The organism is Paenarthrobacter sp. AB444 (assembly GCF_028736865.1).
Taxonomy (GTDB): Bacteria; Actinomycetota; Actinomycetes; order Actinomycetales; family Micrococcaceae; genus Arthrobacter; species Arthrobacter nicotinovorans_B.
The window spans coordinates 55,677-79,206 of record NZ_JAQZBY010000016.1 but is presented as its reverse complement, the minus strand read 5'-3'; the positions used below and the strand labels follow the sequence as shown (position 1 = coordinate 79,206).

General features: G+C 62.5%; 16 protein-coding genes, 2 tRNA genes and 1 riboswitch. Of the genes, 13 read left to right on the top strand and 5 right to left on the bottom strand.

What is annotated here, in order from left to right; genetic code table 11:
- Positions 1-25 precede the first annotated feature (25 nt).
- A tRNA-Gly gene (locus PQ627_RS17685) sits at positions 26-99 on the bottom strand.
- A gap of 126 nt (positions 100-225) precedes the next feature.
- Here PQ627_RS17685 and PQ627_RS17680 point away from each other — a divergent pair.
- The 6 genes from PQ627_RS17680 to PQ627_RS17655 all read left to right on the top strand — a co-directional run bounded on the left by PQ627_RS17680 (position 226) and on the right by PQ627_RS17655 (position 5,482).
- Positions 226-300 (top strand) — tRNA-Pro (locus PQ627_RS17680).
- Positions 301-369: 69 nt separating this feature from the next.
- Positions 370-1,752 (top strand): trigger factor, encoded by a 1,383-nt coding sequence (gene tig, locus PQ627_RS17675; protein WP_274262729.1) that lies wholly within the window; start codon positions 370-372, stop codon positions 1,750-1,752.
- 220 nt (positions 1,753-1,972) lie between these two features.
- Positions 1,973-2,584: an ATP-dependent Clp protease proteolytic subunit gene (locus tag PQ627_RS17670; RefSeq protein WP_144659026.1), complete on the top strand. Its 612-nt coding sequence runs from the start codon at positions 1,973-1,975 to the stop codon at positions 2,582-2,584.
- A gap of 40 nt (positions 2,585-2,624) precedes the next feature.
- Positions 2,625-3,284, top strand: a complete 660-nt coding sequence (locus tag PQ627_RS17665) for an ATP-dependent Clp protease proteolytic subunit (protein WP_144659025.1) — start codon at positions 2,625-2,627, stop codon at positions 3,282-3,284.
- Between the two features lie 182 nt (positions 3,285-3,466).
- Positions 3,467-4,756 carry an ATP-dependent Clp protease ATP-binding subunit ClpX gene (gene clpX, locus PQ627_RS17660; protein ID WP_144659024.1) on the top strand — a complete coding sequence of 430 codons (1,290 nt, stop codon included), beginning with the start codon at positions 3,467-3,469 and terminating at the stop codon, positions 4,754-4,756.
- Positions 4,757-4,837: 81 nt separating this feature from the next.
- Positions 4,838-5,482, top strand: a complete 645-nt coding sequence (locus PQ627_RS17655; RefSeq protein ID WP_274262728.1) for a mycothiol-dependent nitroreductase Rv2466c family protein — start codon at positions 4,838-4,840, stop codon at positions 5,480-5,482.
- Between the two features lie 13 nt (positions 5,483-5,495).
- On the opposite strand, the gene PQ627_RS17650 is transcribed toward PQ627_RS17655, so the two are convergent.
- Both PQ627_RS17650 and valS read right to left on the bottom strand, forming a co-directional pair.
- Entirely contained in the window at positions 5,496-6,371 is an 876-nt protein-coding gene (locus PQ627_RS17650; protein WP_274262727.1) for an Fpg/Nei family DNA glycosylase, read from the bottom strand.
- A gap of 343 nt (positions 6,372-6,714) precedes the next feature.
- The gene (gene valS, locus PQ627_RS17645) at positions 6,715-9,336 is read right to left on the bottom strand and encodes a valine--tRNA ligase (protein WP_274262726.1); all 2,622 of its coding nucleotides are present in this window, start codon (positions 9,334-9,336) and stop codon (positions 6,715-6,717) included.
- Between the two features lie 72 nt (positions 9,337-9,408).
- Here valS and PQ627_RS17640 point away from each other — a divergent pair, with 72 nt between their 5' ends.
- Entirely contained in the window at positions 9,409-10,188 is a 780-nt protein-coding gene (locus tag PQ627_RS17640; protein WP_274262725.1) for an SDR family oxidoreductase, read from the top strand.
- On the opposite strand, the gene PQ627_RS17635 is transcribed toward PQ627_RS17640, so the two are convergent.
- Positions 10,185-11,219 carry an endonuclease/exonuclease/phosphatase family protein gene (locus tag PQ627_RS17635; RefSeq protein WP_274262724.1) on the bottom strand — a complete coding sequence of 345 codons (1,035 nt, stop codon included), beginning with the start codon at positions 11,217-11,219 and terminating at the stop codon, positions 10,185-10,187. The two genes, PQ627_RS17640 and PQ627_RS17635, sit on opposite strands and share 4 nt — an antisense overlap.
- A 329-nt stretch (positions 11,220-11,548) precedes the next feature.
- Between PQ627_RS17635 and ileS the strand changes: the two genes are divergently transcribed.
- From ileS to ndk, 4 genes are read left to right on the top strand one after another with little or no spacing between them, the layout of a single operon-like run.
- Positions 11,549-14,836 (top strand): isoleucine--tRNA ligase, encoded by a 3,288-nt coding sequence (gene ileS / locus PQ627_RS17630; RefSeq protein WP_274262723.1) that lies wholly within the window; start codon positions 11,549-11,551, stop codon positions 14,834-14,836.
- 3 nt (positions 14,837-14,839) lie between these two features.
- Positions 14,840-16,201 (top strand): bifunctional folylpolyglutamate synthase/dihydrofolate synthase, encoded by a 1,362-nt coding sequence (locus PQ627_RS17625; RefSeq protein ID WP_274262722.1) that lies wholly within the window; start codon positions 14,840-14,842, stop codon positions 16,199-16,201.
- 1 nt (position 16,202) lies between these two features.
- Complete coding sequence (locus tag PQ627_RS17620) at positions 16,203-16,655, top strand: DUF4233 domain-containing protein (protein ID WP_144659016.1); 453 nt, start codon at positions 16,203-16,205, stop codon at positions 16,653-16,655.
- A 41-nt stretch (positions 16,656-16,696) separates the two neighbouring features.
- Complete coding sequence (gene ndk, locus PQ627_RS17615) at positions 16,697-17,113, top strand: nucleoside-diphosphate kinase (RefSeq protein ID WP_144659015.1); 417 nt, start codon at positions 16,697-16,699, stop codon at positions 17,111-17,113.
- 68 nt (positions 17,114-17,181) lie between these two features.
- Here the strand turns inward: ndk and PQ627_RS17610 are convergent, their stop codons facing one another.
- Positions 17,182-17,853: a vitamin K epoxide reductase family protein gene (locus PQ627_RS17610; RefSeq protein WP_274262721.1), complete on the bottom strand. Its 672-nt coding sequence runs from the start codon at positions 17,851-17,853 to the stop codon at positions 17,182-17,184.
- A gap of 483 nt (positions 17,854-18,336) precedes the next feature.
- Here PQ627_RS17610 and PQ627_RS17605 point away from each other — a divergent pair, with 483 nt between their 5' ends.
- Together PQ627_RS17605 and thiD are read left to right on the top strand one after the other, a co-directional pair.
- The gene (locus PQ627_RS17605) at positions 18,337-21,492 is read left to right on the top strand and encodes an Rne/Rng family ribonuclease (RefSeq protein WP_274262720.1); all 3,156 of its coding nucleotides are present in this window, start codon (positions 18,337-18,339) and stop codon (positions 21,490-21,492) included.
- A gap of 86 nt (positions 21,493-21,578) precedes the next feature.
- Positions 21,579-21,677, top strand: a riboswitch (TPP riboswitch).
- Positions 21,668-23,185 (top strand): bifunctional hydroxymethylpyrimidine kinase/phosphomethylpyrimidine kinase, encoded by a 1,518-nt coding sequence (gene thiD, locus PQ627_RS17600; protein ID WP_274262719.1) that lies wholly within the window; start codon positions 21,668-21,670, stop codon positions 23,183-23,185. Its footprint overlaps the riboswitch before it by 10 nt.
- Positions 23,186-23,530 lie beyond the last annotated feature (345 nt).

The following is a 23,530-nucleotide window of genomic DNA, read 5'->3' as shown; positions in this document are numbered from 1 at the left end:
GATCCGAAAATCGGGGCCTTTTCCCTGGAGGGGACGACGGGAATCGAACCCGCGTAATCAGTTTGGAAGACTGAGGCTTTACCATTAAGCTACGTCCCCGAAAGGATCTCCTGTTCAGGACATCTTCCCGGTGGCTGTTCAAGCCGGGTATAACTAAACCTAATTCCGGCGGCGGTGTCAAATGTGCATTCTCGGCCCGCTTGCCCGTAGACTGTCCTGTGCATTCGGGGTGTAGCTCAGCTTGGCTAGAGCGCCTGCTTTGGGAGCAGGAAGTCGCAGGTTCAAATCCTGTCACCCCGACTCTGTGTTTGCGTCCGATTCCGGGACGCAACAGAACCCCATACCCACAAAATCAGGAGTACTTAGACTGTGAAGAGCGCTGTCGAGAACCTCACCGCAACGCGGGTCAAGCTCAACGTTGAGGTTCCCTTTGAGGAACTGAAGCCGAGCATCGATGCCGCGTACAAGACCGTTGCTTCGCAGATCCAGGTTCCCGGATTCCGCAAGGGCAAAGTTCCCTCCAAGCTCATCGACCAGCGCGTTGGCCGTGGGTATGTCCTGGAGACGGCCATCAACGATGGCCTCAACGGCTGGTACCAGGCCGCAGTCCAGGAAACGGGCGTACGCCCCCTGAGCCGTCCCGAGGTTGAGATCACCGAGGTTCCGGATCCCTCCGCAACCGATGGCGAGCTGAAGTTCCAGGTGGAGATCGACGTCCGCCCCGAGATCGAGCTGCCGGACTACGCAGGCATCAAGGTTGAGGTTGCCGCTGCCGAATCCTCCGAGGCCGACGTCGACAAGTCCCTCGACGAACTGCGTGGCCGCTTCGGCACGCTGAAGTCCGTTGAGCGTCCTGCCAAGAACGATGACTTCCTCACCATCGACATCACCGCCACCATCGACGGCGAAGAGATCGACTCCGCTGCGGGCCTGTCCTACCAGGTAGGCGCCGGCACCATGCTCGAAGGCCTCGACGAAGCCGTGACCGGCCTCTCCGCGGACGAAGAAGCCATCTTCGACACCACCCTTGTTGGTGGCGACCACGCCGGTGAAGCTGCCCAGGTAAAGGTTGTAGTGAAGGCCGTCAAGGAGCGCGAGCTTCCGGAGGCCAACGACGACTTCGCCCAGCTGGCTTCGGAGTTCGACACCCTTGCAGAGCTCCGTGAGGACCTCGCCAAGCAGGCTGCCGACTCCAAGGTTGTGGAGCAGGGCGTCGAGGCCCGCGACAAGGTCCTGGACAAGCTTGTTGAACTCGTAGAGGTTCCTGTTCCGGAATCCGTCGTGGAAGAGCAGCTCGAAGCGCACTTCAACCCGGAGAACGCCCACGGCGAAGGTGACCACGACACCGAGGAGCACCGCGCCGAGGTCAAGGCCAACACCGAGCGTGCGTTCCAGAACGAAATCATCCTTGACGCCATTGCGGACAAGGAAGAAGTAGAGGTCAGCCAGAACGAGCTGATCGACTACATCGTGACCACCGCCAGCCAGTACGGCATGGACCCCAACCAGTTCGCTCAGATCATCGACCAGAGCGGCCAGGTTCCCATTATGGTTTCCGAGGTCCGCCGTCGTAAGGCGCTGGCCGTCGTGCTGGGCCAGGCAGAGGTTGTCGACTCCGAGGGCAACAAGGTTGACCTGACCGACTTCGTCCGCCCTGCCGGCGAAGCAGCAGCTGAAGAAGCCGCCGCCGTCGAAGCAACGGAAGAGTCCGACGCCGTTGCAAGCGATGACCCCGCAGCAGTGAAGTTCTAAGCAACAACGCAAACCGACCCCGGATCTGATGATCCGGGGTCGGTTTTCTTTAAGCCCGGACACCGGTGCTCCATGCAGACGTGCGCCGTCAGCGAACAGTGCGATTCCGGCGAACAAATCGCTCCGGAAAACGGTTAGTGTCCAAGTAGTGAAGTTCAGTGACGTCACTGGCACCAGCGAGAGGTAAGTACTTATGTCACAGCAATCAGAGGCTCCCCGGATGGCAACTGTCGATCCCGCAGCCCAGGACAACTACATCTACAACCGCCTGCTGAAAGAGCGCATTATCTGGCTCGGCTCTGAAGTGCGTGACGAGAACGCCAACGCCATTTGCTCCCAGCTCCTTCTTCTCTCCGCCGAAGACCCGGAGAAAGACATCTACCTGTACATCAACTCGCCCGGTGGTTCGGTGACCGCCGGCATGGCCATCTACGACACCATGCAGTTCATCCCGAACGATGTCGTCACCGTGGCAACCGGACTTGCCGCTTCCATGGGCCAGTTCCTGCTGTCCTCCGGAACCAAGGGCAAGCGTTACGCAACCCCGAATGCACGTATCCTGATGCACCAGCCCTCCGGCGGCATCGGCGGAACGGCCTCGGACATCAAGATCCAGGCCGAACTGATCCTGCACATGAAGAAGGTCATGGCCGAACTTACCGCGGAGCAGACCGGACAGACCGTGGAAACCATCCTCAAGGACAATGACCGCGACAAGTGGTTCACCGCCACTGAGGCCCTGGAATACGGCTTCTTCGACAAGATCTCGGCGCACGCCGGTTCTGTAGCTGGTGGCGGCGGTACGGCCAACCAGACGAACTCCGAGAACTGATCCGGCACCAAAGAACCACTGAAAACCCAGGAGTAAGAACATGAACTACAACTTCGGATGGTCTGCCGGTAACCTCCCGTCCAGCCGTTACGTCCTGCCCCAGTTCGAAGAGCGCACGCCCTACGGCTTCAAGCGCCAGGACCCGTACACCAAGCTCTTCGAGGACCGCATCATCTTCCTCGGAGTCCAGGTCGATGACGCCTCTGCCGACGACATCATGGCCCAGCTGCTGGTCCTTGAGTCCACGGACCCGGACCGCGACATCACGTTGTACATCAACTCGCCCGGTGGTTCCTTCACGGCCATGACGGCGATCTACGACACCATGCAGTACATCCGTCCGGAGATCCAGACGGTGTGCCTGGGGCAGGCAGCCAGTGCGGCCGCGGTCCTGCTCGCCGCCGGCACCCCCGGCAAGCGCCTGGCCCTGCCGAACGCCCGCGTCCTGATCCACCAGCCGGCCCTTTCCGGCGGCCAGGGAGGCCAGGCCTCGGACCTCGAAATCCAGGCTGCGGAGGTCATGCGCATGAGGACCTGGCTTGAGGACACGCTGGCCCACCACTCGGGACGCACCTCCGAGCAGGTCAACAACGACATCGAACGCGACAAGATCCTGACGGCGGCCGAAGCCATGAGTTACGGCCTGATCGACCAGGTTCTGGACTCCCGGAAGATCAAGCCGCAGGCGATCGCCCGGTAGCACACGGAATACGACGCCGGTGCGGTTCGCGAAATATGGACCGCACCGGCGTTCTGTTTCCACGCAAGCAGCCCATTGTGACCTAGAGTGGATGGTGTCACGGTGGTGCCAACCGCGGCTTGGCCGCACACTTGAGTACGGCGCGGAGCCGCATCACCCGCATGCAACGAAGGGATTCCCACATGGCTCGGATTGGTGAGAGCACGGATCTGCTGAAGTGTTCTTTCTGCGGAAAGAGCCAGAAGCAGGTGCGGAAGCTGATTGCCGGGCCCGGTGTGTACATCTGTGACGAGTGCATCGAGCTGTGCAACGAGATCATCGAAGAGGAGCTTGCGGAAGTTTCCGATCTCGGCAGCTTCGAATTGCCCAAGCCCCGCGAAATCTTCGATTTCCTGCAGGAATACGTCATTGGCCAGGAACCCGCCAAACGGTCCTTGGCAGTGGCTGTCTATAACCACTACAAGCGGATCCAGGCAGGCCATGCACCCAAGACCGGCAGCTTGGGGGAGGGCTCCCATCACGAGGACGTGGAGATCGCCAAGTCCAACATTTTGCTGATTGGGCCCACCGGTTGCGGTAAGACGTACTTGGCACAGACCCTGGCCCGGCGGCTCAATGTGCCGTTCGCCGTCGCTGATGCCACGGCCTTGACCGAAGCCGGCTACGTCGGCGAGGACGTCGAGAACATCCTGCTCAAGCTCATCCAGGCCGCCGACTACGACGTCAAGAAGGCCGAGCAGGGCATCATCTATATCGATGAGATCGACAAGATTTCCCGTAAGAGCGAAAACCCCTCGATCACGCGCGACGTTTCGGGTGAGGGCGTCCAACAGGCGCTTTTGAAAATACTTGAGGGTACAGTGGCCTCTGTCCCTCCCCAGGGCGGACGGAAGCACCCGCATCAGGAGTTCATCCAGATCGACACCACCAATGTCCTCTTCATTGTGGCGGGCGCCTTTGCCGGCCTGGAAGACATCATCGGTTCGCGGTCCGGGCGGAAGGGCATCGGCTTCGGTGCTCCGCTGAACGAAGCCCGCGATACCGTGGATACCTACGGCGAGGTCATGCCCGAGGATCTGCTGAAATTCGGACTCATCCCTGAATTCATCGGCCGTCTCCCTGTCATTACCACCGTGTCCAGCCTCGACCGGCCGGCCCTCATCCAGATTTTGTCCACACCGAAGAATGCCCTGGTGAAGCAGTACCAGAAGATGTTCCAGCTCGACGGCGTGGAGTTGCAGTTCGAGCAGGAGGCCTTGAACGCGATCGCCGACCAGGCCCTGGAGCGTGGAACCGGCGCACGTGGCCTGCGGGCCATCATGGAAGAAGTGCTGCTTCCGGTCATGTTTGATCTTCCCAGCCGGGATGACATTGCAACGGTGGTCATCACAGCCGATGCGGTAGCGAAGAAGGCCCAGCCGACCATGATCGCCCATGACGTAGTGGCCAAGCGGCGGAATAAGTCAGCCTGACCGGCCGTTGGCCAAAGAAGGAGCGGTTCTCCAGGGACCGCCGTGATTGCCCACGTTTCCACTCTTGTCGAGGAGTTCTCTGTGTCCGAACAGATTGTGTCTGAAGTGACCGCGCCCGAAAACACCGTCAATAAAGCCGACTTCTGGTTCGACCCTGTGTGCCCCTTTGCATGGATCACGTCACGTTGGATCGGAGAGGTGGAGCAAGTACGCGGCATCGAAACCACCTGGCATGTGATGAGCCTGTCCGTCCTGAACGAAGGCCGCGACCTCCCCGCCGAGTACAGGGCCATGATGGATGACAGCTGGGGTCCTGTTCGCGTCATCATCGCGGCGCAGGAGCTCCATGGCAGCAGCTACGTCAAGCCGCTTTATGACGCCATGGGAGAGCAGATCCACCATGAGGGCAACAAGGACCGCGCTTCGGTGATCCAGAAAGCCCTTGCAGAGACCGGGCTTCCAGCCGACCTGGCACGCTTCGCAGAGTCGGACGAATACGACGCCAAGCTGCGGGCCAGCCACGAGGCCGGTATCTCCCTGGTGGGCCAGGATGTCGGGACTCCCGTGGTCGCAGTCAATGGGACCGCGTTCTTCGGGCCTGTCCTCACCCGCATTCCCCGGGGCGAGGAAGCCGGGAAGCTCTGGGATGCGACAGTCACGTTGGCCGGCTACCCGCACTTCTTTGAACTCAAGCGCAGCCGCACGGAGAGCCCGGAATTCAACTAGCTGTACCCAAGCGCTACTTCAGGAAGCGCGAGGTCCGGCGGTCGGCCAGGATTTTTCCGTTGGTCTGGCAGTGGGGGCAGTATTGGAGGGAGGTGTCCGCGAAGGACACCTCCCTTACTGTTTCCCCACACACGGGGCACGGCAAACCGGTCCTGGCGTGTACCCTGAAGTTGCTGCGCTTGGTGTCCTTGAGTTCGCTGGAGGGTTTTCCGGCAGCTGCGTTGACGGCGCCAACCAGGACTTCCTGCATGGAGTCATACAAACGGGCCACCGTTTCCTTGTCCAGCGACTTTGCGATGGCGAACGGGGAGATCTTCGCGGCGTGGAGAATCTCGTCACTATAGGCGTTGCCGATGCCAGCGATCACGCTTTGGCTGCGCAGCAGGCCCTTGATCTGCTGCGGGCTGGACTTCACTATGTCGGCGAAAGCGGCCTCATCGAAGTCGGGACTCAGCGGTTCAGGGCCAAGCGTCGCGATACCCGGAACGTCCTGCGGGTCCCTGACTGCATAGATGGCCAGGCTCTTCTTGGTTCCGGCTTCTGTCAGGTCCACTCCGATGTGGGCGTCGTCGGCGGGACGGTGGAACAGCAGCCTCGCCGAGATGTTGCTCTTCCCCATCCGCAATCCCGCGGAGGAAGGGTGCTCGGTGTAGCGGACCCAGCCTGCTTTGGCTAAATGGAAAATGAAGAAAAGCCCGTCCAGATCAAGGCAAACGAACTTTCCAAGGCGCCGCGCCCCCTGAACGGTCCTTCCCTCCAAGGCGCTGTAGGGAGGATCGGCAGTCTTGAGCGCAGAGAAGGAGTTGATGCGGACCTCGGTCAGCGTGGCTCCACGGAGTTGGGTGTCCAGGTACATGCACAGGCCGTGCACTTCGGGCAGTTCCGGCATGGACATTACTCTGCCACAGCTGCTCGCAGATCGTCAGGATAACTACAGGTCTGTAGTTCTTTCCGAAGCCTTGTGTATCCCGGTCAGCAGGACAACAATTGTTCTTACCCACTTCGAAAGAAGAGGGACACGGAAACCAAAGATTCAGTGATATGCAACCAACGCAGCCTTTGGCAAAGTTGGAAGCAAGCTACCTGTGACGAGGTAGGAAGACCTGAAATTCCAAGGATTCCGCCAGACTGTCAAGTCGTCACCGGACAGCCGAAAAGTCGAAGCCCCACCAACGGCAAAACGCTGATGGGGCTTTCCCTTTGCCCAAAAGTCCCTTGGGCGCTCGTGTCGCTTAGGAGGCCGGGGCCTCCTCGGCAGGAGCCAAGACGACGTCGCTGACGGTCAACTCACCTTCACCGGACTGCAAGGTGATCTCCTGCGCGTTGGCTGCCGCCTTCAAGTCACCCAGGCCGGCCTTCAGCTGCGCAACCAGTACCTCAGAAGCTGTGATGGAGGCGGAGAGCACCTCGGTGCGCTGCTTGACCTTGGCCTCGGACTTTGCCTTGCGGATGCCGCTCAAAGCGATACCGACCGTGCCAAGCATGGTGGTGTCGCCGTCGGTGATCTCAAGGGCCGTGGGCCATTCGGCACGGTGGACCGAACCCGTGCGCCACCAGCCCCAGACCTCTTCGGTAGCGAAGGGAAGGAACGGGGCGAAGAGGCGGAGCAACGAGTCCAGCGTCGTTGCCAGTGCAGCCAGGACGGAAGCCTGCTCCGACTCTCCGGCTGCGCCGTAGGCACGGTCCTTGATCAGTTCGACGTAGTCGTCAGTGAACTGCCAGAAGAAGGACTCCGTGATTTGCAATGCGCGGGCATAGTCGTAGTTGTCGAACGCTTTGGTGGCCTGGGCGACGACGTCGGACAGCTGCGCCAGGAGAGCGCGGTCCAGCGGGTTCGCCAGAACCGACAGGTCGCTGTTCACCACCGAGTTCTCCGTGGCACCGAGGTTGAGCACGAATTTGGATGCGTTCAGCAGCTTGATGGCCAAGCGGCGACCGATCTTCATCTGGGCGATCTCGTACGCGGTGTCAGCGCCGAGCTTGGCCGAAGCTGCCCAATAGCGGACGGCATCCGAACCATATTCGTTCAGCACATCGGTAGGTACCACTACGTTGCCCTTGGACTTGGACATCTTCTTGCGGTCCGGGTCAAGGATCCAGCCGGAGATGGCCGCATGCTTCCACGGTGCGCTGTTCTGGAGTGCATCGGCGCGGACGACCGAAGAGAACAACCACGTACGGATAATGTCGTGGCCCTGCGGACGGAGGTCGAAGGGGTAGACCTTGGAAAACAGTTCGTCATCCCGGCTCCAGCCACCAACGATCTGAGGCGTCAGCGACGACGTGGCCCAGGTGTCGAGAACGTCAGCGTCTCCGGTAAAGCCGTTGGCCTGGTCGCGCTGGGACTCATCGAAACCGGGGGCAGCGTCTGCCGCCGGGTCGACGGGCAGCATCTCATCGGAAGGCAGGATGGGGTTGTCGTAGTCCGGATTGCCTTGGGCGTCCAGCGGGTACCACACCGGGATGGGCACGCCGAAGAAGCGCTGACGGGATACGAGCCAGTCACCGTTGAGGCCGGCGATCCAGTTCTCGTACCGGGAGCGCATGAAGGACGGGTGGAAGTTGATTTCCTGGCCTCGGCCGATCAGGCGCTGGCGGCGTTCTTCGTCGCGGCCACCGTTGTGGATGTACCACTGGCGGGAGGTGACCACCTCAAGGGGCTTGTCGCCCTTTTCGAAGAAATTCACTGGGTGGGTGATCTTCTTCGGTTCACCATCGAGCAGTTCGGCTGCCTTGAGCAGTTCCACTACTGCTTCCTTGGCGGAGAAGGCGGTCTTGCCTGCGATGGCCGCGTAGGCTTCCTTGCCGGCTTCGGTGGTGATCCACTCCGGAGTTTCGGCGATGATGCGGCCGTCACGACCCATGATGGCGCGGGTAGGCAGCTGCAGTTCGCGCCACCAGGTGACGTCGGTCAGGTCGCCGAAGGTACAGACCATGGCAATACCGGAACCCTTGTCCGCCTTGGCAAGCGGGTGGGCCTTGACCTCAAGCTCGACGTCGAACAGGGGCGACTTCACGGTCTTGCCGAACAGGGGCTGGTACCGCTCGTCGTCGGGGTTTGCCACCAGCGCTGCACAGGCAGCCAGCAACTCGGGACGGGTGGTCTCGATGAAGATCTTTTCGCCGTCTTCTGTGAAGAAGGGGTAGCGGTAGTAGGCACCGGGGACTTCGCGGTCCTCAAGCTCGGCCTGGGCCACAGCGGTACGGAACGTGACATCCCACAGAGTGGGGGCTTCGGCCATGTAAGCGTCACCGGCAGCCAGGTTGGCCAGGAAGGCTCGCTGCGAGACGGCGCGGGAGGTGTCATCAATGGTGCGGTAGGTCAGGTCCCAGTCGACGGACAGGCCGAGCGTCTGGAAGAGGTTTTCGAAGACCTTCTCGTCCTCAACGGCGAGCTCTTCGCACAGTTCGATGAAGTTCTGGCGCGAAACGACGTCGAAATCGCGCTGGTTCTTCGCAGGCTGGGCAGGCGGGCGGTAGTCCGCGTTGTACGGGATGGCGGGATCGCAGCGAACACCGTAGTAGTTCTGGACACGGCGCTCCGTGGGCAGGCCGTTGTCGTCCCAGCCCATGGGGTAGAAGACGTTCTTGCCGGTCATCCGCATGTAGCGGGCCTGGACGTCCGTCTGGGTGAAGGAGAACATGTGGCCCACGTGGAGCGAGCCGGAAGCCGTCGGCGGGGGAGTATCGATCGAGTAGACCTGCTCCCGGGTGGTGTCCGGGTTGAACTTGTAGGTTCCCTCTTCGAGCCAGCGCTGCGTCAAAGCAGCCTCGAGGCCTTCAAGGGCCGGCTTGTCGGGGACGTTAATGGGGGCGGTGGCGGGCGTGTCTGTACCCTGCGTTGATTCAGCCATGGACCAATTGTTTCATGGCTTGGCGTTACAACCCGCCGCGGGTCGATGGCGAACGCCCGATAGGGTGGTGCCATGACTTTGGCAGCGCACAGCACCCCCGCAGCAGAGAACAAGACAGCCGTCGTCACTGGCGCCAGTACCGGAATCGGTGAGGCGACCGTGAAGGCCCTGGCATCGAGCGGATGGACGGTGTTTGCCGTTGCACGACGCGCCGACAGGATCGAGGCCCTGGGTGCCGAAACCGGCGCGGTGCCGTTCCCGGCAGACATCACGAACGACGACGACGTCGCGGCCCTTCTCGCGGCCGTCACCGAGGCCGGGGGTGCTGACACGCTCATCAACATCGCCGGCGGCGCGAGGGGCGCCGACACCATTGGGAACGCGGACACCGAGGACTGGGAATGGATGTACCAGGTCAACGTCCTGGGCACCATGAAAATCACCCGGGCCTTCCTGCCCATGCTGCGAGCGACCGGCGAAGGCACGGTGCTGAACCTCACCTCCACTGCAGGGCTGTCCGCTTATGAAGGCGGTGGAGGCTACAACGCCGCCAAATTCGCCCAGCATGCCATGACCAACGCACTGCGGCTTGAGGAAGTCGGCAACAACATCCGCGTCATCGAAGTGGCTCCCGGACTGGTGTACACGGAGGAATTCGCCCTCAACAGGCTGGGGGACAAGGACGCGGCAGCCAAGGTCTACGCAGGGGTGGAAAAGCCCTTGACGGCCGATGACGTAGCCGACGTCGTCAAGTACGCGGTCTCGCTTCCGCACCACATCAATCTGGACCAGATCGTAGTGCGCCCGGTAGCCCAGGCAGCGAACCACAAACTGATCCGCAAGCAGGACTAGCCCGCAGGAACAGCAAGCGTAGCGAGCACAGCCGCGTGGTCTGAGCCAGGCACTTTCTGAACCTGGTAGCCGCTGCTGCTGATTCGGGAGGACGTGACCACGTGGTCCAGCACCGTTCCCGGGAGCAGCGGCCCTTCCATGGGCCAGGTGGGGGAGAACCGCGCCGTGGCTGCTGTACCTACATCCACCAGCTTGGCGCCGCCATTCCCGGAGTCCAGCATCTCCCGGAACTCCACGTGGTCGTAGGACGCATTGAAGTCGCCCATCAGCAGCTGGGTACCAGGGCTTGAGGCTTGGCGGCCGATCTTGGCCAGGTCGCTGCGCCACTGTTCGATCCTCTCGTCCACGGGAGGCAGGGCATGGACGTTCGTGAGATCCAGCGCCGACCTCTGGCCTGTGTTCGGGTCTGCTGCCAGCACCCTTGTGACGCCCATGTGGAAAGGCGTGTCCGGAAGAAGTCCATCGGGTTCCAACGGGAAGACCGAGTAGACGGCACCACCGCCGGCATCGTCACGGGGGTCGCTCACACGCTGGGGGAGGAGATCCTTCAGGCCTGCCGCTTGAAGACGATCCTCCAACCCCTGTGTATGCTCCTGCAGTGCCAGAAGCTGGACACCGTTCTCCCGGACCAGCTGCACGATGCCCGCCGCGTCGGCTTCGCCGAATTCGGTGTTCAGGCTCATGACTTTCACGGAAACAGTAGGTGTCCCGTCGGGCAGCCGTTCCGGCATGCCGGCGTCGAAAGGGAACAACCAGAACAACTGCGCTGCCATCAGGGCCGCCGTCGAGATGATGACCCAGACCCGGCGCCCCACCACGCCGAGCACCAGTGCCAGGACCGCCGGGATGACCAGCCAGGGCGTGAACGCCACCAGCTGCACCACGGGCAAAGGCCATTCGGCGGGGACCGCTCTGAACAGGGAAACCCCCGCCGTGGGCACCGCCACGATCAGCGCAAACACTGTCCACGCAAGGGAGGGGCGGTGTCGGGCGGGGCTTCCGGCCTGCAGGGCAGGTGCGTGGTTGGACATGGACCCGAGTCTAGGCAGCCCCGCGGCGTCAGGCCGTCCTCCTCAAGGATGACTCTGTGAGTGGAGCAGCACGCCCGGCTGCCGCTAGACTAAGGGGACCAGCATCGACCCGGCCATCACCGGTGAGCTTCCGGAAGAACCGCAGTGAGTGCCAAAACGGCAGTCAGCGCCCAGTAGAACCGGACGGGTAAGCCCGTCACAGCAGTAATGAGAGGCCGGAGCGTTACGTTCCGGTAAGTGAGGTGGTACCGCGGTACCTGAGCTGCCGACAGGCAGAACAGAAGCCGTCCTCGCATCCTGACAGTCAACCAGCTATCACAGGATATGAGATGACCCACTACCCCAAGGCCTCAGCGTCTTCGTCCGGCGCGCAGGGCGTGTCCGCCTCCGTGAAGTTCCCGGAAATCGAAGAGCGCATCCTCAAATACTGGGATGAAGACGGCACGTTCCAAGCCAGCATCGACCAGCGCGACGCCGGGCAAGACGGCAGCAACGAATTCGTCTTCTACGACGGACCGCCCTTCGCCAACGGACTGCCGCACTACGGACACCTGCTGACCGGTTACGCCAAGGACCTCGTGGGTCGCTACCAGACCCAGCGCGGCAAGCGCGTCGAACGCCGCTTCGGCTGGGACACGCACGGCCTCCCCGCAGAGCTCGAAGCCATGAAGCAACTGGGCATGACCGACAAGACCCAGATCGAAGCCATGGGCATCGACAAATTCAACGACGCCTGCCGCGCCTCCGTCATGAAGTACGCCAACGAGTGGAAGGCCTACGTCACCCGCCAGGCACGCTGGGTTGACTTCGAGAACGACTACAAGACACTCAACGTCGAGTACATGGAGTCGGTCCTCTGGGCCTTCAAGCAGTTGCACGAGAAGGGCCTGACCTACAACGGCTACCGCGTCCTGCCGTACTGCTGGAAGGACGAGACCCCCTTGTCCAACCACGAACTGCGCATGGACGATGACGTCTACAAGAACCGGCAAGACCAGACCGTCACGGTCACCTTCCCCATCAAGGCTGGGGAGTCCGAAGTTTCCCGGGCGCTCGCAGGCGTTCAGGCCCTTGCCTGGACCACCACCCCCTGGACGCTTCCGACCAACCTGGCGCTCGCCGTCGGGCCTGACATCAGTTACGCCGTCCTGCCCGCTGGACCCAACGGCGTCAAGGCCGCTTCCGCAGAGGCGCCGTTGACCGGCAGCTTCCTGCTGGCTGCCGACCTTGTGGGGTCCTACGCCAAGGACCTGGGGTACGACGACGGTGCTGCCGCAACCGCCGCTGTCACGGCCACCTACACCGGCTCCCAGCTTGAGGGCCTCGAATACGAGCCGCTGTGGAACGATTTCGCCGATACGGAGAAGTACGGTACGCAGAACGCCTGGCGCGTCCTCGTAGCGGAGTACGTCACCACCACAGACGGTACGGGCATTGTCCACCAGGCTCCCGCCTACGGTGAGGATGACCAGAAGGTCTGTGAGGCAGCGGGAATTCCGGTTGTCCTGTCGGTGGATGAGGGCGCCAAGTTCCTGCCGCTGTTCGCCCATGGTGAGCTCGCCGACATCGTTGGCCTGCAGGTCTTCGACGCCAACAAGCCCATCACCCAGGTGCTGCGCGCAGATGGCCGCCTGGTCCGCCAGGCCAGCTATGAGCACAGCTACCCGCATTGCTGGCGTTGCCGCAACCCCCTGATCTACCGGGCGGTCTCCTCCTGGTACGTGGAGGTCACCAAGTTCAAGGACCGCATGTCGGAGCTGAACCAGGAGATCAACTGGATCCCCGGCAACGTCAAGGACGGCCAGTTCGGCAAGTGGCTCGACAACGCCCGTGACTGGTCCATCAGCCGCAACCGTTATTGGGGCTCGCCCATTCCGGTGTGGCAGTCCGACGACCCCGAATACCCGCGCACGGACGTCTACGGCTCCCTGGCCGACCTTGAAGCCGACTTTGGCCGCCTGCCCGTCAACAACGAGGGCCAGGTGGACCTGCACCGGCCCTTCATCGACGAGCTCACCCGCCCGAACCCGGATGACCCCACGGGCAAGTCCACCATGCGCCGTGTCGAGGATGTCCTGGATGTGTGGTTCGACTCCGGTTCGATGCCCTACGGCCAGGTGCACTACCCGTTCCAGAACGAAGACTGGTTCGACACCCACAACCCCGCGGACTTCATCGTGGAGTACATCGGCCAGACCCGTGGCTGGTTCTACATGCTTCACATTCTGTCCACGGCCCTGTTCGACCGGCCGGCTTTCCGCAACGTGATCAGCCACGGCATCGTGCTGGGTTCCGATGGCCAGAAGATGTCCAAGAGCTTGCGGAACTACCCGGATGTCTCGGAGGTCCTGGACCGTGATGGCTCCGACGCCATGCGCTGGTTCCTGATGTCCAGCCCCATCCTCCGTGGTGGAAACCTGATCGTCACCGAGCAGGGCATCCGCGACGGTGTCCGCCAGGTCATCCTTCCGCTTTGGAATGTGTACAGCTTCTTCACGCTCTACACGAACGCTTCCAACGGTGGTTCCGGATATGACGCGAAGCTTCGTTATGACGGCTACTCGGACACGCTGGACCAGTACCTCCTGGCCAACACCGGTGACCTGGTGCGCAAGGTCACCGAGAACCTGGACACCTACGACATCTCCGGTGCCTGCGATGAACTTCGCAGCTACCTGGACATGCTCACCAACTGGTACGTCCGCCGCAGCCGCCAGCGCTTCTTTGACGAGAACGTCGACGCCTTCGACGCCCTGTACACGGCACTGGAAGCTGTATGCCGCGTGGCAGCGTCCCTGCTGCCACTCGTCTCGGAAGAAATCTGGCGTGGCTTGACCGGTGGCCGTTCGGTACACCTGGCCGACTGGCCGGACGCTTCCATGTTCCCGTCCAACCCCGAACTCGTCGAAGCCATGGACCGCGTCCAGCAGATCTGTTCCACAGGTTCCAGCCTCCGCAAGGCCGCGAACCTTCGCGTTCGCCTGCCGTTGCAGGAACTGACGGTAGTGGCACCGGGCGCAGATGCGCTGGAAGGCTTCGCCGCCGTCGTCGCCGATGAACTGAACCTGCGGTCGGTGCGGCTGCTGGATGCCGCCACGGCCTCGCCCGAGGAGTTCGGCATCGAGCAGAAGCTCGTGGTCAATGCCCGTGCCGCCGGCCCGCGCCTGGGCAAGAACGTGCAGCAGGCGATCAAGGGTTCCAAGTCCGGTGACTGGTCCGTGAACGACGCCGGTGTGGTTGTTGCCGGTGGCCTGGAACTTGAAGCGCAGGAATACACGCTGGAAACCGTTGTTTCGGACGCCGTCGACGGCGGTTCCGCTTCCGTTGCGGTGCTGCCAGGTGGCGGCTTCGTGGTCCTGAACACCGAGGTCACCCCGGAACTCGCGGCCGAAGGCCTCGCCCGTGACATGGTCCGTGCCATCCAGCAGGCACGCAAGGATGCCGGCTTCAATGTGAGCGACCGTATCAACACCACGGTGGAAGCACAGCAGGACGTCGTCGATGCCCTCAAGGCCAACGCCGGGCTGGTCAAGACGGAAACGCTGACCTTGGAGCTGGAAGCCCTGGTTTCGGGTGCGGGAGAACCCCGGATCACCGTAGAGAAGGCAGGGGCCTGATCCATGACTGACGAATTCTCCGTCGAGAGCGTCTATGCCGAACTCCTCGGCCGCGCACCGGAAAACAAGATGGAACCGCGCCTTGCGCCGCTGTTCCGGGCCATGGATGTGCTGGGGGAGCCGAACAAGGCTTTCCCGATCATCCACATCACAGGCACCAATGGAAAGACGTCCACTGCCCGCATGATCGAGGCCGGGTTGCGCGCGCACGGTCTGAGCACGGGCCGCTACACCAGCCCGCACCTGTCCAAGGTGACCGAACGGATCAGCATCAACGGTGAACCCGTTTCTGATGACACTTTCGTGCGGATCTGGGACGAAATCCGGCCGTACCTCGAGATTGTGGACAACGAACTCGTCGCCGATGGCCAGCCCCGGTTGACCTACTTCGAGTGCGTCACCATCCTCGGCTTCGCCATTTTCGCGGACCAGCCAGTTGACGTGGCCGTGATCGAAGTCGGCCTGGGTGGCATCACCGACGCCACCAACGTTGGCGATGGCCAGGTATCGGTCATCACTCCGATTTCCCTGGACCACACGGACCTCCTGGGGGACACCACCGAAGACATCGCCTACGAGAAAGCCGGAATCATCAAGCCAGGAGGCTTTTTGGTAAGCGCTGCCCAGCCGGTTGACGCCGCACAGGTCCTGCTGGAAAAGGCCCGCGAAGTCGACGTGCCGTTCCGCTTCGAGGGCGTCGAATTCGGCGTGGAAGCGCGCAACGTGGCCGTGGGCGGGCAGGTTGTGACCATCCAGGGACTGGCAGGACGCTACGAAGACCTGCTGCTTCCGCTGCATGGTGCCCACCAGGCCGAGAATGCAGCTGTCGCTGTGGCTGCCCTTGAAGCCTTTTTCGGCGGTGGCGCGAAGGAACTCGACGCCGATGTACTCCGGGAGGCCTTCGGCACCGTGAGCTCACCCGGCCGCCTCGAGGTTGTCAGGACCGCACCGACCATCGTGGTGGATGCAGCCCATAACCCCGACGGCATCAGGGTGTCGGCCGAGGCCATCCAGGAAGCGTTCAGCTTCAGCAAATTGGTGATTGTGGTGGGAGTTCTGCGCGAAAAGGACGCCGAGGAGATCCTGAAAACGCTCAAGGAGTCACTGGGGGACCTCGCCGAGGAGTTCTGCTTCACGCAGTCCACCTCGCCGCGGGCTGTGCCCGCCGCTGAACTGGCTGAGCTCGCCGTCGATCTTGGTTTCGGCGAAGAAAACGTGCACATCGCCGAGAAGCTCGACGACGCCATTGAGTGGGCCGTTGAGCGTTCCGAATCGAACGATGACCTTGCGGGCGGAGTGTTGGTGACCGGTTCCATCACGGTGGTGGCGGAGGCCCGGATTCTGCTGGGAAAGGCGGGTGCCTAGTATGGCGAAAATGACCAAAGCGCAGCGCGAATGGCGTCCCGGGATGCCGAAGAAGCGCCGTTCGACCAAGGTGATGTTCGCGTCCACGGTGCTGCTGCTCGAAGCCTTCGTTGCGTTCTTCGGCACGCTCGCCGTATTCGGACTTAAGCGTGGCGAGGTCGATCCGGGCATCATCCTGGGTGTGGGCATTGCGTTGAGCGTGGTGCTGGTTCTTGCGTGCGCCGTGTTGTCCAAGCCGTGGGGCGTGGCCCTCGGGTGGGTGCTGCAGATTGTGCTCATTCTGACCGGGCTGGCGGAGCCCATGATGTTCATCGTGGGTGTCCTGTTCGCAATCTGCTGGTGGTACGGGATCCGCGCCGGCATGAGGATTGACCGCGAGGTGGCCCAGCGTGACCGCGAGCAGGCCGAATGGGACGCGGCCCACAGTGACGAAGCCGGCCCGCAAACCCCGTAAACTGGCTGGGAAACCACCGAATACATCACATTGGAGCAACTGTGAGCATTGAACGGACCCTCGTCCTGGTCAAGCCCGACGGCGTCGCCCGCAACCTGGGCGGCAGCATCCTGGCCCGCATCGAAGCCAAGGGCTACACCTTGGCCGAATTGAAGAAGGTCAATGCCACCCGCGAGCTGCTGGAACAGCACTACGAGGAACACGTGGGCAAGCCCTTCTACGAGCCCCTGGTTGAGTTCATGCTGAGCGGCCCGGTCATCGCAGCCGTTTTCGAGGGCCACCGCGTCATCGAAGGCTTCCGCTCCCTCGCCGGGACGACGGACCCCACGACGGCGGCACCCGGCACCATCCGCGGTGACTTCGGCCGCGACTGGGGTTTGGCTGTCCAGCAGAACCTGGTCCACGGTTCCGACTCCGTTGATTCGGCAGAGCGCGAAATCAAGATCTGGTTCAACTGATCCAGGCATGGACAGGCGAAAGGTCCCGTGTTCGTTTGAACACGGGACCTTTCTTTTGGCGGCGTGGCTTAGTAGCCCGACGTCCCGGCGAAGACGTGGATGAAAGCGAAGAAGATGGTGGCGATGACCGCCACGTACAGCAGCACCACGATGATCCACCCGGAGTCGCCGAGCAACTTGGCCAGGGACGGCGGTGCCTTAATGACCCCGTGGGCGATGTTGCGGATGGTTACCCAGACGAACATGGGAATCATGACAGCCCATACGATCATGCAGAACGGGCAGAGCACGTTGATGACGTACAGCGCTTGTGACCACAACCAGACAACAAAGGCAAAGCCCAGGGTCACGCCCGCTTGGAGTCCCAACCAATAGCCGCGTGAGAAACGCGCTCCGGAGAGCAATCCCACGGCGGTGGTGATGATGACGGCGAAGGCAACGATGCCGATGAACATATTGGGGAACCCGAAGAGGGAACTCTGCCACGTCTTCATCACGGTTCCGCAGGAAACCCACGGGTTCACATCACAAGCAGTGATGTGGTTTGGATCCTGGAGCACTTGGAGCTTCTCCAGGACCAGGGCGCCCGACGCCAGCCATCCAATGACGCCGGTAACCAGCAGCAGCCACGCGAACGGCTTGTCGCGTACGGCCCTTGGCAACATTTCCTGCTGAGTGGACGGTTCCTCCACGCTGGTGGAGGCTTTCTTGGCCAGGTTCTCCCTGGCGGTGCTCGGCATCGCGGATCTGATCCTTTTCGACAGTATGCCCGGCAGCCCGGGAAGTGCTCTTGGGAGGATTGTAGCGCCGGAGGCTGGACGCAGCGCCCAGCTTTTCCCGACCCGGCTTTGCCGCCCGGTGCGACACAGCTCCCTAGCGGGCAAAGTCGTATGGGTGTGAGAGAATGAACATGGCTGGAAGCCGACCCACATTCGGATTCCGGTCCGGTGACTTGTTCCCAAGACCGCCAGCATGAGCTGGGCATGCCAGGATCACGTCGATCTTCGGTAGGCCCGCCATGACAATGGACGGCACCTGGTTGTGGCAGCAGAACAACGGGTTTCAGAGCTGAGCCACCGGTCTTCCAGGGCTGCCGCACCCCAAGGATGGTGCGAACCGGAAGGCATACTATCGACTTCTGTCAACGCCTGCGGGTTTTGACAATATGTGCCCCACTGGGCGCCGGATGTGGCGGTGTCGCTGGGGCAGGAGTGTTGCCATATATGGATAATGACCAGGTTGTAGCCGTTAATGATGAGGCAGCGGCCGCGGAAAACGCGGAAGCGCCGAAGAAAACCACCCGCACCCGGCGCAAGGCTGCGCCTAAAGCAGTCGATGCAGTAGAAACCCCTGCAGCTGAGGCGCCAGCTCTCGAAGCCACGGAAAAGCCCGTACGCCGGACCCGGGCCCGCAAGAAGGTGGAACCGGCCGAGCCGCTGCCCGGACTTGGTGAGGAAACCGCCGTCGGCCAGGAAGCCGCTGCCGAAAGCCAGCCCGAAGCAATCGTGGAAGCCGCTCCCGAAAAGCCGGTCCGCCGTCGTCGTGCTGCCAAGCCGAAGGTAGAAGCGGAAGAGGCCCCGGTTGCTGCGGAAGTGGTCGAAGAACCTGCCGCGGAAACCACGACGCCGGACGCCGGCTCCCAGCCGGAGGCGCCTGCCGCTGAAGAAGAAGCTGTCGAGGAGGCCACGCCTGCTGAAGAAGCCGCTCCTGCTGCGACGTCACTGTTCATGGAGCCGGTTTCCATTACTTCCATGATTTTCCAGGCTCCGGACCTGACCACTGTTCCGCGCGCCGCGGCTGTGGAAGAAAAAGGCGACGAGGCTGAGGACGACGCTGAAACCGGCGCTGAGGGCGAACTGGACGAAGGTGGCAGCCGTCGCCGCCGCCGGAGCCGTGGCCGCCGTGGCCGCCGCGGGACCGAGCGAGAGAATGACAGCGAAGACAGCAGCGACTCCGGGGACGACGAGGCTCCGGCAGCTGAAGCCCTCGAAGACGGCGTTACCTCGCGTCGTCGTCGCAGGCGCCGCCGTGGAGACCAGGACCTTGAACTGACCGGCGGCTCGGACGATGATCCGCCCAACACGGTCACCCGTGTCCGCGCACCGCGCCCCATCACGGAAACTGCCCCCTCCAACCGGGTCGCCAGCGTAAAGGGCTCTACCCGCCTCGAGGCGAAGAAGCAGCGTCGTCGCGAGTCACGCGAGACCGGACGCCGCCGCCAGGTGATCACCGAAGCGGAGTTCCTGGCACGCCGCGAGTCGGTGGACCGGCAGATGATCGTCCGCCAGCGCGATGACAGAATCCAGATCGGCGTCCTTGAGGACGGCGTACTGGCTGAGCACTTTGTGTCCAAGACGCAGCAGGACTCACTGATCGGCAACGTGTACCTGGGCAAGGTCCAGAACGTCCTGCCCTCGATGGAAGCTGCCTTCGTGGACATCGGACGCGGCCGCAACGCGGTGCTCTACGCCGGTGAAGTGAACTGGGACGCGGTCAACCTTGAAGGCCAGCCTCGCCGGATCGAGAACGCACTGAAGTCGGGGGACTCTGTCCTGGTCCAGGTCACCAAGGACCCCGTGGGGCACAAGGGTGCCCGCCTCACAAGCCAGATTTCCCTCCCGGGCCGCTACCTGGTGTACGTGCCCGGTGGATCCATGACCGGTATCTCCCGCAAGCTGCCCGACGTCGAACGCAACCGCCTCAAGCGGATCCTCAAGGACCGCCTGCCGGAAAACGCCGGCGTCATTGTCCGCACCGCCGCTGAGGGCGCATCGGAAGAAGAACTGACCCACGACATCAACCGGCTGCGCGCGCAGTGGGAGGGCATCGAAGGGCAGGCTGCCTCCACCAAGGTGCTGGCACCGGAACTGCTCTACGGCGAACCGGACCTCACCATCAAGGTGGTCCGCGACGTCTTCAACGAGGACTTCTCCAAGCTGATCGTCTCCGGTGACGATGCCTGGGACACCATCGAGGCCTACGTCACCTACGTTGCTCCCGATCTGGTGGGCCGGCTCGAAAAGTGGACCAAGGACCAGGACATCTTCTCCGCTTGGCGCATCGATGAGCAGATCCACAAGGCACTCGAACGCAAGGTCTTCCTGCCTTCCGGTGGTTCGTTGGTCATCGACCGCACTGAGGCCATGACCGTGGTGGACGTCAACACCGGTAAGTTCACCGGCAGCGGCGGCAACCTCGAGGAGACAGTCACCAAGAACAACCTTGAAGCTGCCGAGGAAGTAGTCCGGCAACTTCGCCTGCGTGACATCGGCGGCATTATTGTCATCGACTTCATCGACATGGTGCTGGAATCCAACCGCGATCTCGTGCTGCGCCGCCTGGTCGAATGCTTGGGCCGCGACCGTACCAAGCACCAGGTTGCTGAAGTGACCTCGCTCGGTTTGGTGCAGATGACGCGCAAACGCATGGGTACCGGACTCCTTGAGGTCTTCGGTGAACAGTGTGAGCATTGCGCAGGCCGCGGTGTCGTGACACACGACGAGCCCGTGGAGCATCGTCGTGCCAACGTGGCGGCTGTCGAGCAGCACCGTCCCAACACCGAGGCGCAACAGCCCACCGCGCGCACGGAACGCAAGCGTCGTCGCGGCAAGGGAGGAGCGCAGGGGGCAGCCGAAGCACCCGCCCAGGTCCACACGGCGCCCTCAGCTCCGGCTGCCCTGGCGGCACACCCGGAACCACAGGACCCTGCGCGCCAGGCAAAAGCTGAAGCGACCCGTGCAGCGCTGGCGACCATTGCCGCCGCAGCGCATGCTGCCCACCTGCACGATGACGAAATCCACAAGGCCGAAGAGCTGGCACGGGCTGCCGGGCGGCACGAGGCCGGGACAGGATCCATTTCTGCTGCGGCAAAGGATGCTCCAACCGACCAGGCCACTGAGGCCCACGATGCCGCCGTCCGTGAAGCGCGCTCCACCCCGGTGCTGCGCTTCGGCGGCGAAGAGGTTGCGCTGCCTTTCGTCGAACACCATGACGAGCCGCAAACGTCCAAGCCTGCCATGAGCCTGGACCGATTGGCCGAGGCGTTCTCGCACCTCGGTGCCGCTCCGTCCGCCGAGGAAGAGGGCGCTTCGGAGAGTGCAGCGGCTCCAGCTGCCGGGGCGGCCCCGGCAGCCGCCGCACAGGTTCCTTCGTCCGGAGAAGCTCCTGCGGCTTCGAGGGGTCGCCGGGGCCGCCGCAACCGCAGTGCCAGCAGGGCACAAGGTGCGGCCAACGAGACCAGTGTTGAGCACCACGAGGAAGCTGCCACAGCTGCCCAGGGATCGGCACACCAGTCCAAGGCGCCGGCAGAACCGGTCCGGAAACCGGCTTCGGAGGAACCCATCATCCTGGGTGTCGGCGTGCCTGCCTCCGAGCTCTGATCGACGTCAGTGGTTTCGAGGGCCCTGTAATATCCGCCAGGAGCGGGCATTACGGGGCCCTCGCCCTTTTCGGTGCGTTAGGCTGGGGGACTGACACGGGGTGCCAGGCGGTGGGCCGGGCTGAGATCCAGACCCGTTGAACCTGTCCGGTTAGCACCGGCGAAGGGATGTCCTCATGGCCGAGTTGTCATATTCCTCTGTGTATCCGCTGGTGGCGGACCACAGGCAGACCCCACGGGTACTGAGCATCGCAGGCTCAGATCCCTCCGGAGGCGCCGGGATCCAAGCAGACCTTAAGAGCATCGCCGCCCACGGCGGTTACGGAATGGCTGCCATCACGGCCCTGACCGCACAAAACACCCAGGGTGTCAGTGCCGTCCACGTACCCCCGGTGGAGTTCCTGCGGCAACAGTTGACCGCGATCAGCAGCGACATCGCCATCGATGCCGTCAAGATCGGCATGCTGGGGGACGCAGAGGTGATTGATGAAGTCCGCAGGTGGCTTGGGGAAGTGCATCCCGCCGTCGTCGTCCTTGACCCGGTGATGGTGGCCACCAGCGGTGACCGCCTCCTGACGGAGTCTGCCGTCGAGGCCCTTCGTTCCTTGCTGCCGTTGGCGGACCTCATCACGCCCAACTTGCCGGAACTTGCCATATTGTTGGGCGAGTCTGAGGCGGCCGATTGGGCTTCGGCCCTGGAGCAGGGCAAGCGCCTTGCCGCGGAATGCGGAAACACCGTCCTGGTCAAGGGCGGTCACCTGGCTGGCGCCGAGTGTCCGGACGCGTTGATCAACACCGTTGGCTTGTTGCACCAGGATGTCGTCGAGGTAGCCGGTCCACGGATTGAGACAAAGAACAGCCATGGCACTGGGTGCTCGTTGTCGTCGGCGATGGCCACCGTCCAGGTACGTACGGGTGACTGGGAAGCGTCGTTGCGCGAGGTAAAGCCGTGGCTGCTCCAGGCGCTGAGGGGTTCAGTTGAGCTGGAGGTCGGCGAAGGCAACGGACCAGTGGACCACTTCCATCACCAGCGCAAGCTCCAAACGGGCGGGTTCGCTGCCATCTTGTGGAAAGAAGCCGTCCCTGAGCTTGAAAGAATCCATGAGCTGAACTTCATCCAGGAACTGCAGTCCGGGCAGCTGCCGGAGCCTGCATTCAGTTACTACCTGGCACAGGATGCCATCTATTTGAATGGCTATTCCAGGGTGCTGGCCCGGGCCGGCGCGTTGGCGCCAACTGAAGAAGAACAACTGTTCTGGGCCAAGGGATCACAGCAGTGCCTCGAAGTGGAATCGGAACTGCACAGGAACTGGCTGAGTACCCGCGAGGCATCGGGCGTGACGGGACCAGTGACCAAAGCCTATGTGGACCACCTGCTGGCCGCTTCGACGTCGGGCAGCTATGCAGTGGTTCTGGCCGCGATCCTGCCTTGCTACTGGTTGTACGCCGAAGTAGGGCAGAAGCTCCATGCCGCCTTTGTGGAGGCGGGGGCTTCAGCCGCCCACCCTTACGCGGAGTGGCTGAGGACGTATGCGGACGAAGCTTTCGCCGCTGCCACCCGCGAAGCGATCAACTTCACGGACGCAGCTGCACTCTCAGCTACCGCTCGTGAGCGTGCGGACATGCTGGAGGCCTTCAGGCAGTCCTGTCGCTATGAGACCGCGTTCTTTGACGCTCCCAGGCTTCACGCCTAGGGCACCATTCGTCGCTCGGGCAGCAAAGCCGGCTTCCTCCGCGCGCCGGATCGCGTGATTCGTTGCCGAACCCTGTAGGCTGTATGGGCACGGTGCCGGGAGAGTCCGTTACGACTCGTGACGCAAGTCACGTGGCAGCCTCCGGACCCGGCCTCATTTGCAGCTGAGGGTCAAACTAGCGTAATCTTGATCTTCGGTGCTTACGCCAACACTTGGGTTATGCCCCGTGGAATTGTTCATGGGATGACTCGCGGGCTTCGATCAGGAGTCCACGGCGTTGAGGCACAGCGCGAACCCAGCCTCATTTCCGGCTCAGGTTCCGCACGCAAATTTAGTTATAAACGT

Bases quoted from the DNA above. Each gene is read 5' to 3' on its own strand.
- PQ627_RS17670 (WP_144659026.1), top strand. From the start codon at position 1,973: ATGGCAACTGTCGATCCCGCAGCCCAGGACAACTACATCTACAACCGC.
- PQ627_RS17665 (WP_144659025.1), top strand. From the start codon at position 2,625: ATGAACTACAACTTCGGATGGTCTGCCGGTAACCTCCCGTCCAGCCGT.
- clpX (WP_144659024.1), top strand. From the start codon at position 3,467: ATGGCTCGGATTGGTGAGAGCACGGATCTGCTGAAGTGTTCTTTCTGC.
- PQ627_RS17650 (WP_274262727.1), bottom strand. From the start codon at position 6,371: ATGCCGGAACTGCCCGAAGTGCACGGCCTGTGCATGTACCTGGACACC.
- valS (WP_274262726.1), bottom strand. From the start codon at position 9,336: ATGGCTGAATCAACGCAGGGTACAGACACGCCCGCCACCGCCCCCATT.
- PQ627_RS17640 (WP_274262725.1), top strand. From the start codon at position 9,409: ATGACTTTGGCAGCGCACAGCACCCCCGCAGCAGAGAACAAGACAGCC.
- PQ627_RS17635 (WP_274262724.1), bottom strand. From the start codon at position 11,219: ATGTCCAACCACGCACCTGCCCTGCAGGCCGGAAGCCCCGCCCGACAC.
- ileS (WP_274262723.1), top strand. From the start codon at position 11,549: ATGACCCACTACCCCAAGGCCTCAGCGTCTTCGTCCGGCGCGCAGGGC.
- PQ627_RS17625 (WP_274262722.1), top strand. From the start codon at position 14,840: ATGACTGACGAATTCTCCGTCGAGAGCGTCTATGCCGAACTCCTCGGC.
- PQ627_RS17620 (WP_144659016.1), top strand. From the start codon at position 16,203: ATGGCGAAAATGACCAAAGCGCAGCGCGAATGGCGTCCCGGGATGCCG.
- PQ627_RS17610 (WP_274262721.1), bottom strand. From the start codon at position 17,853: ATGCCGAGCACCGCCAGGGAGAACCTGGCCAAGAAAGCCTCCACCAGC.
- PQ627_RS17605 (WP_274262720.1), top strand. From the start codon at position 18,337: ATGGATAATGACCAGGTTGTAGCCGTTAATGATGAGGCAGCGGCCGCG.
- thiD (WP_274262719.1), top strand. From the start codon at position 21,668: ATGGCCGAGTTGTCATATTCCTCTGTGTATCCGCTGGTGGCGGACCAC.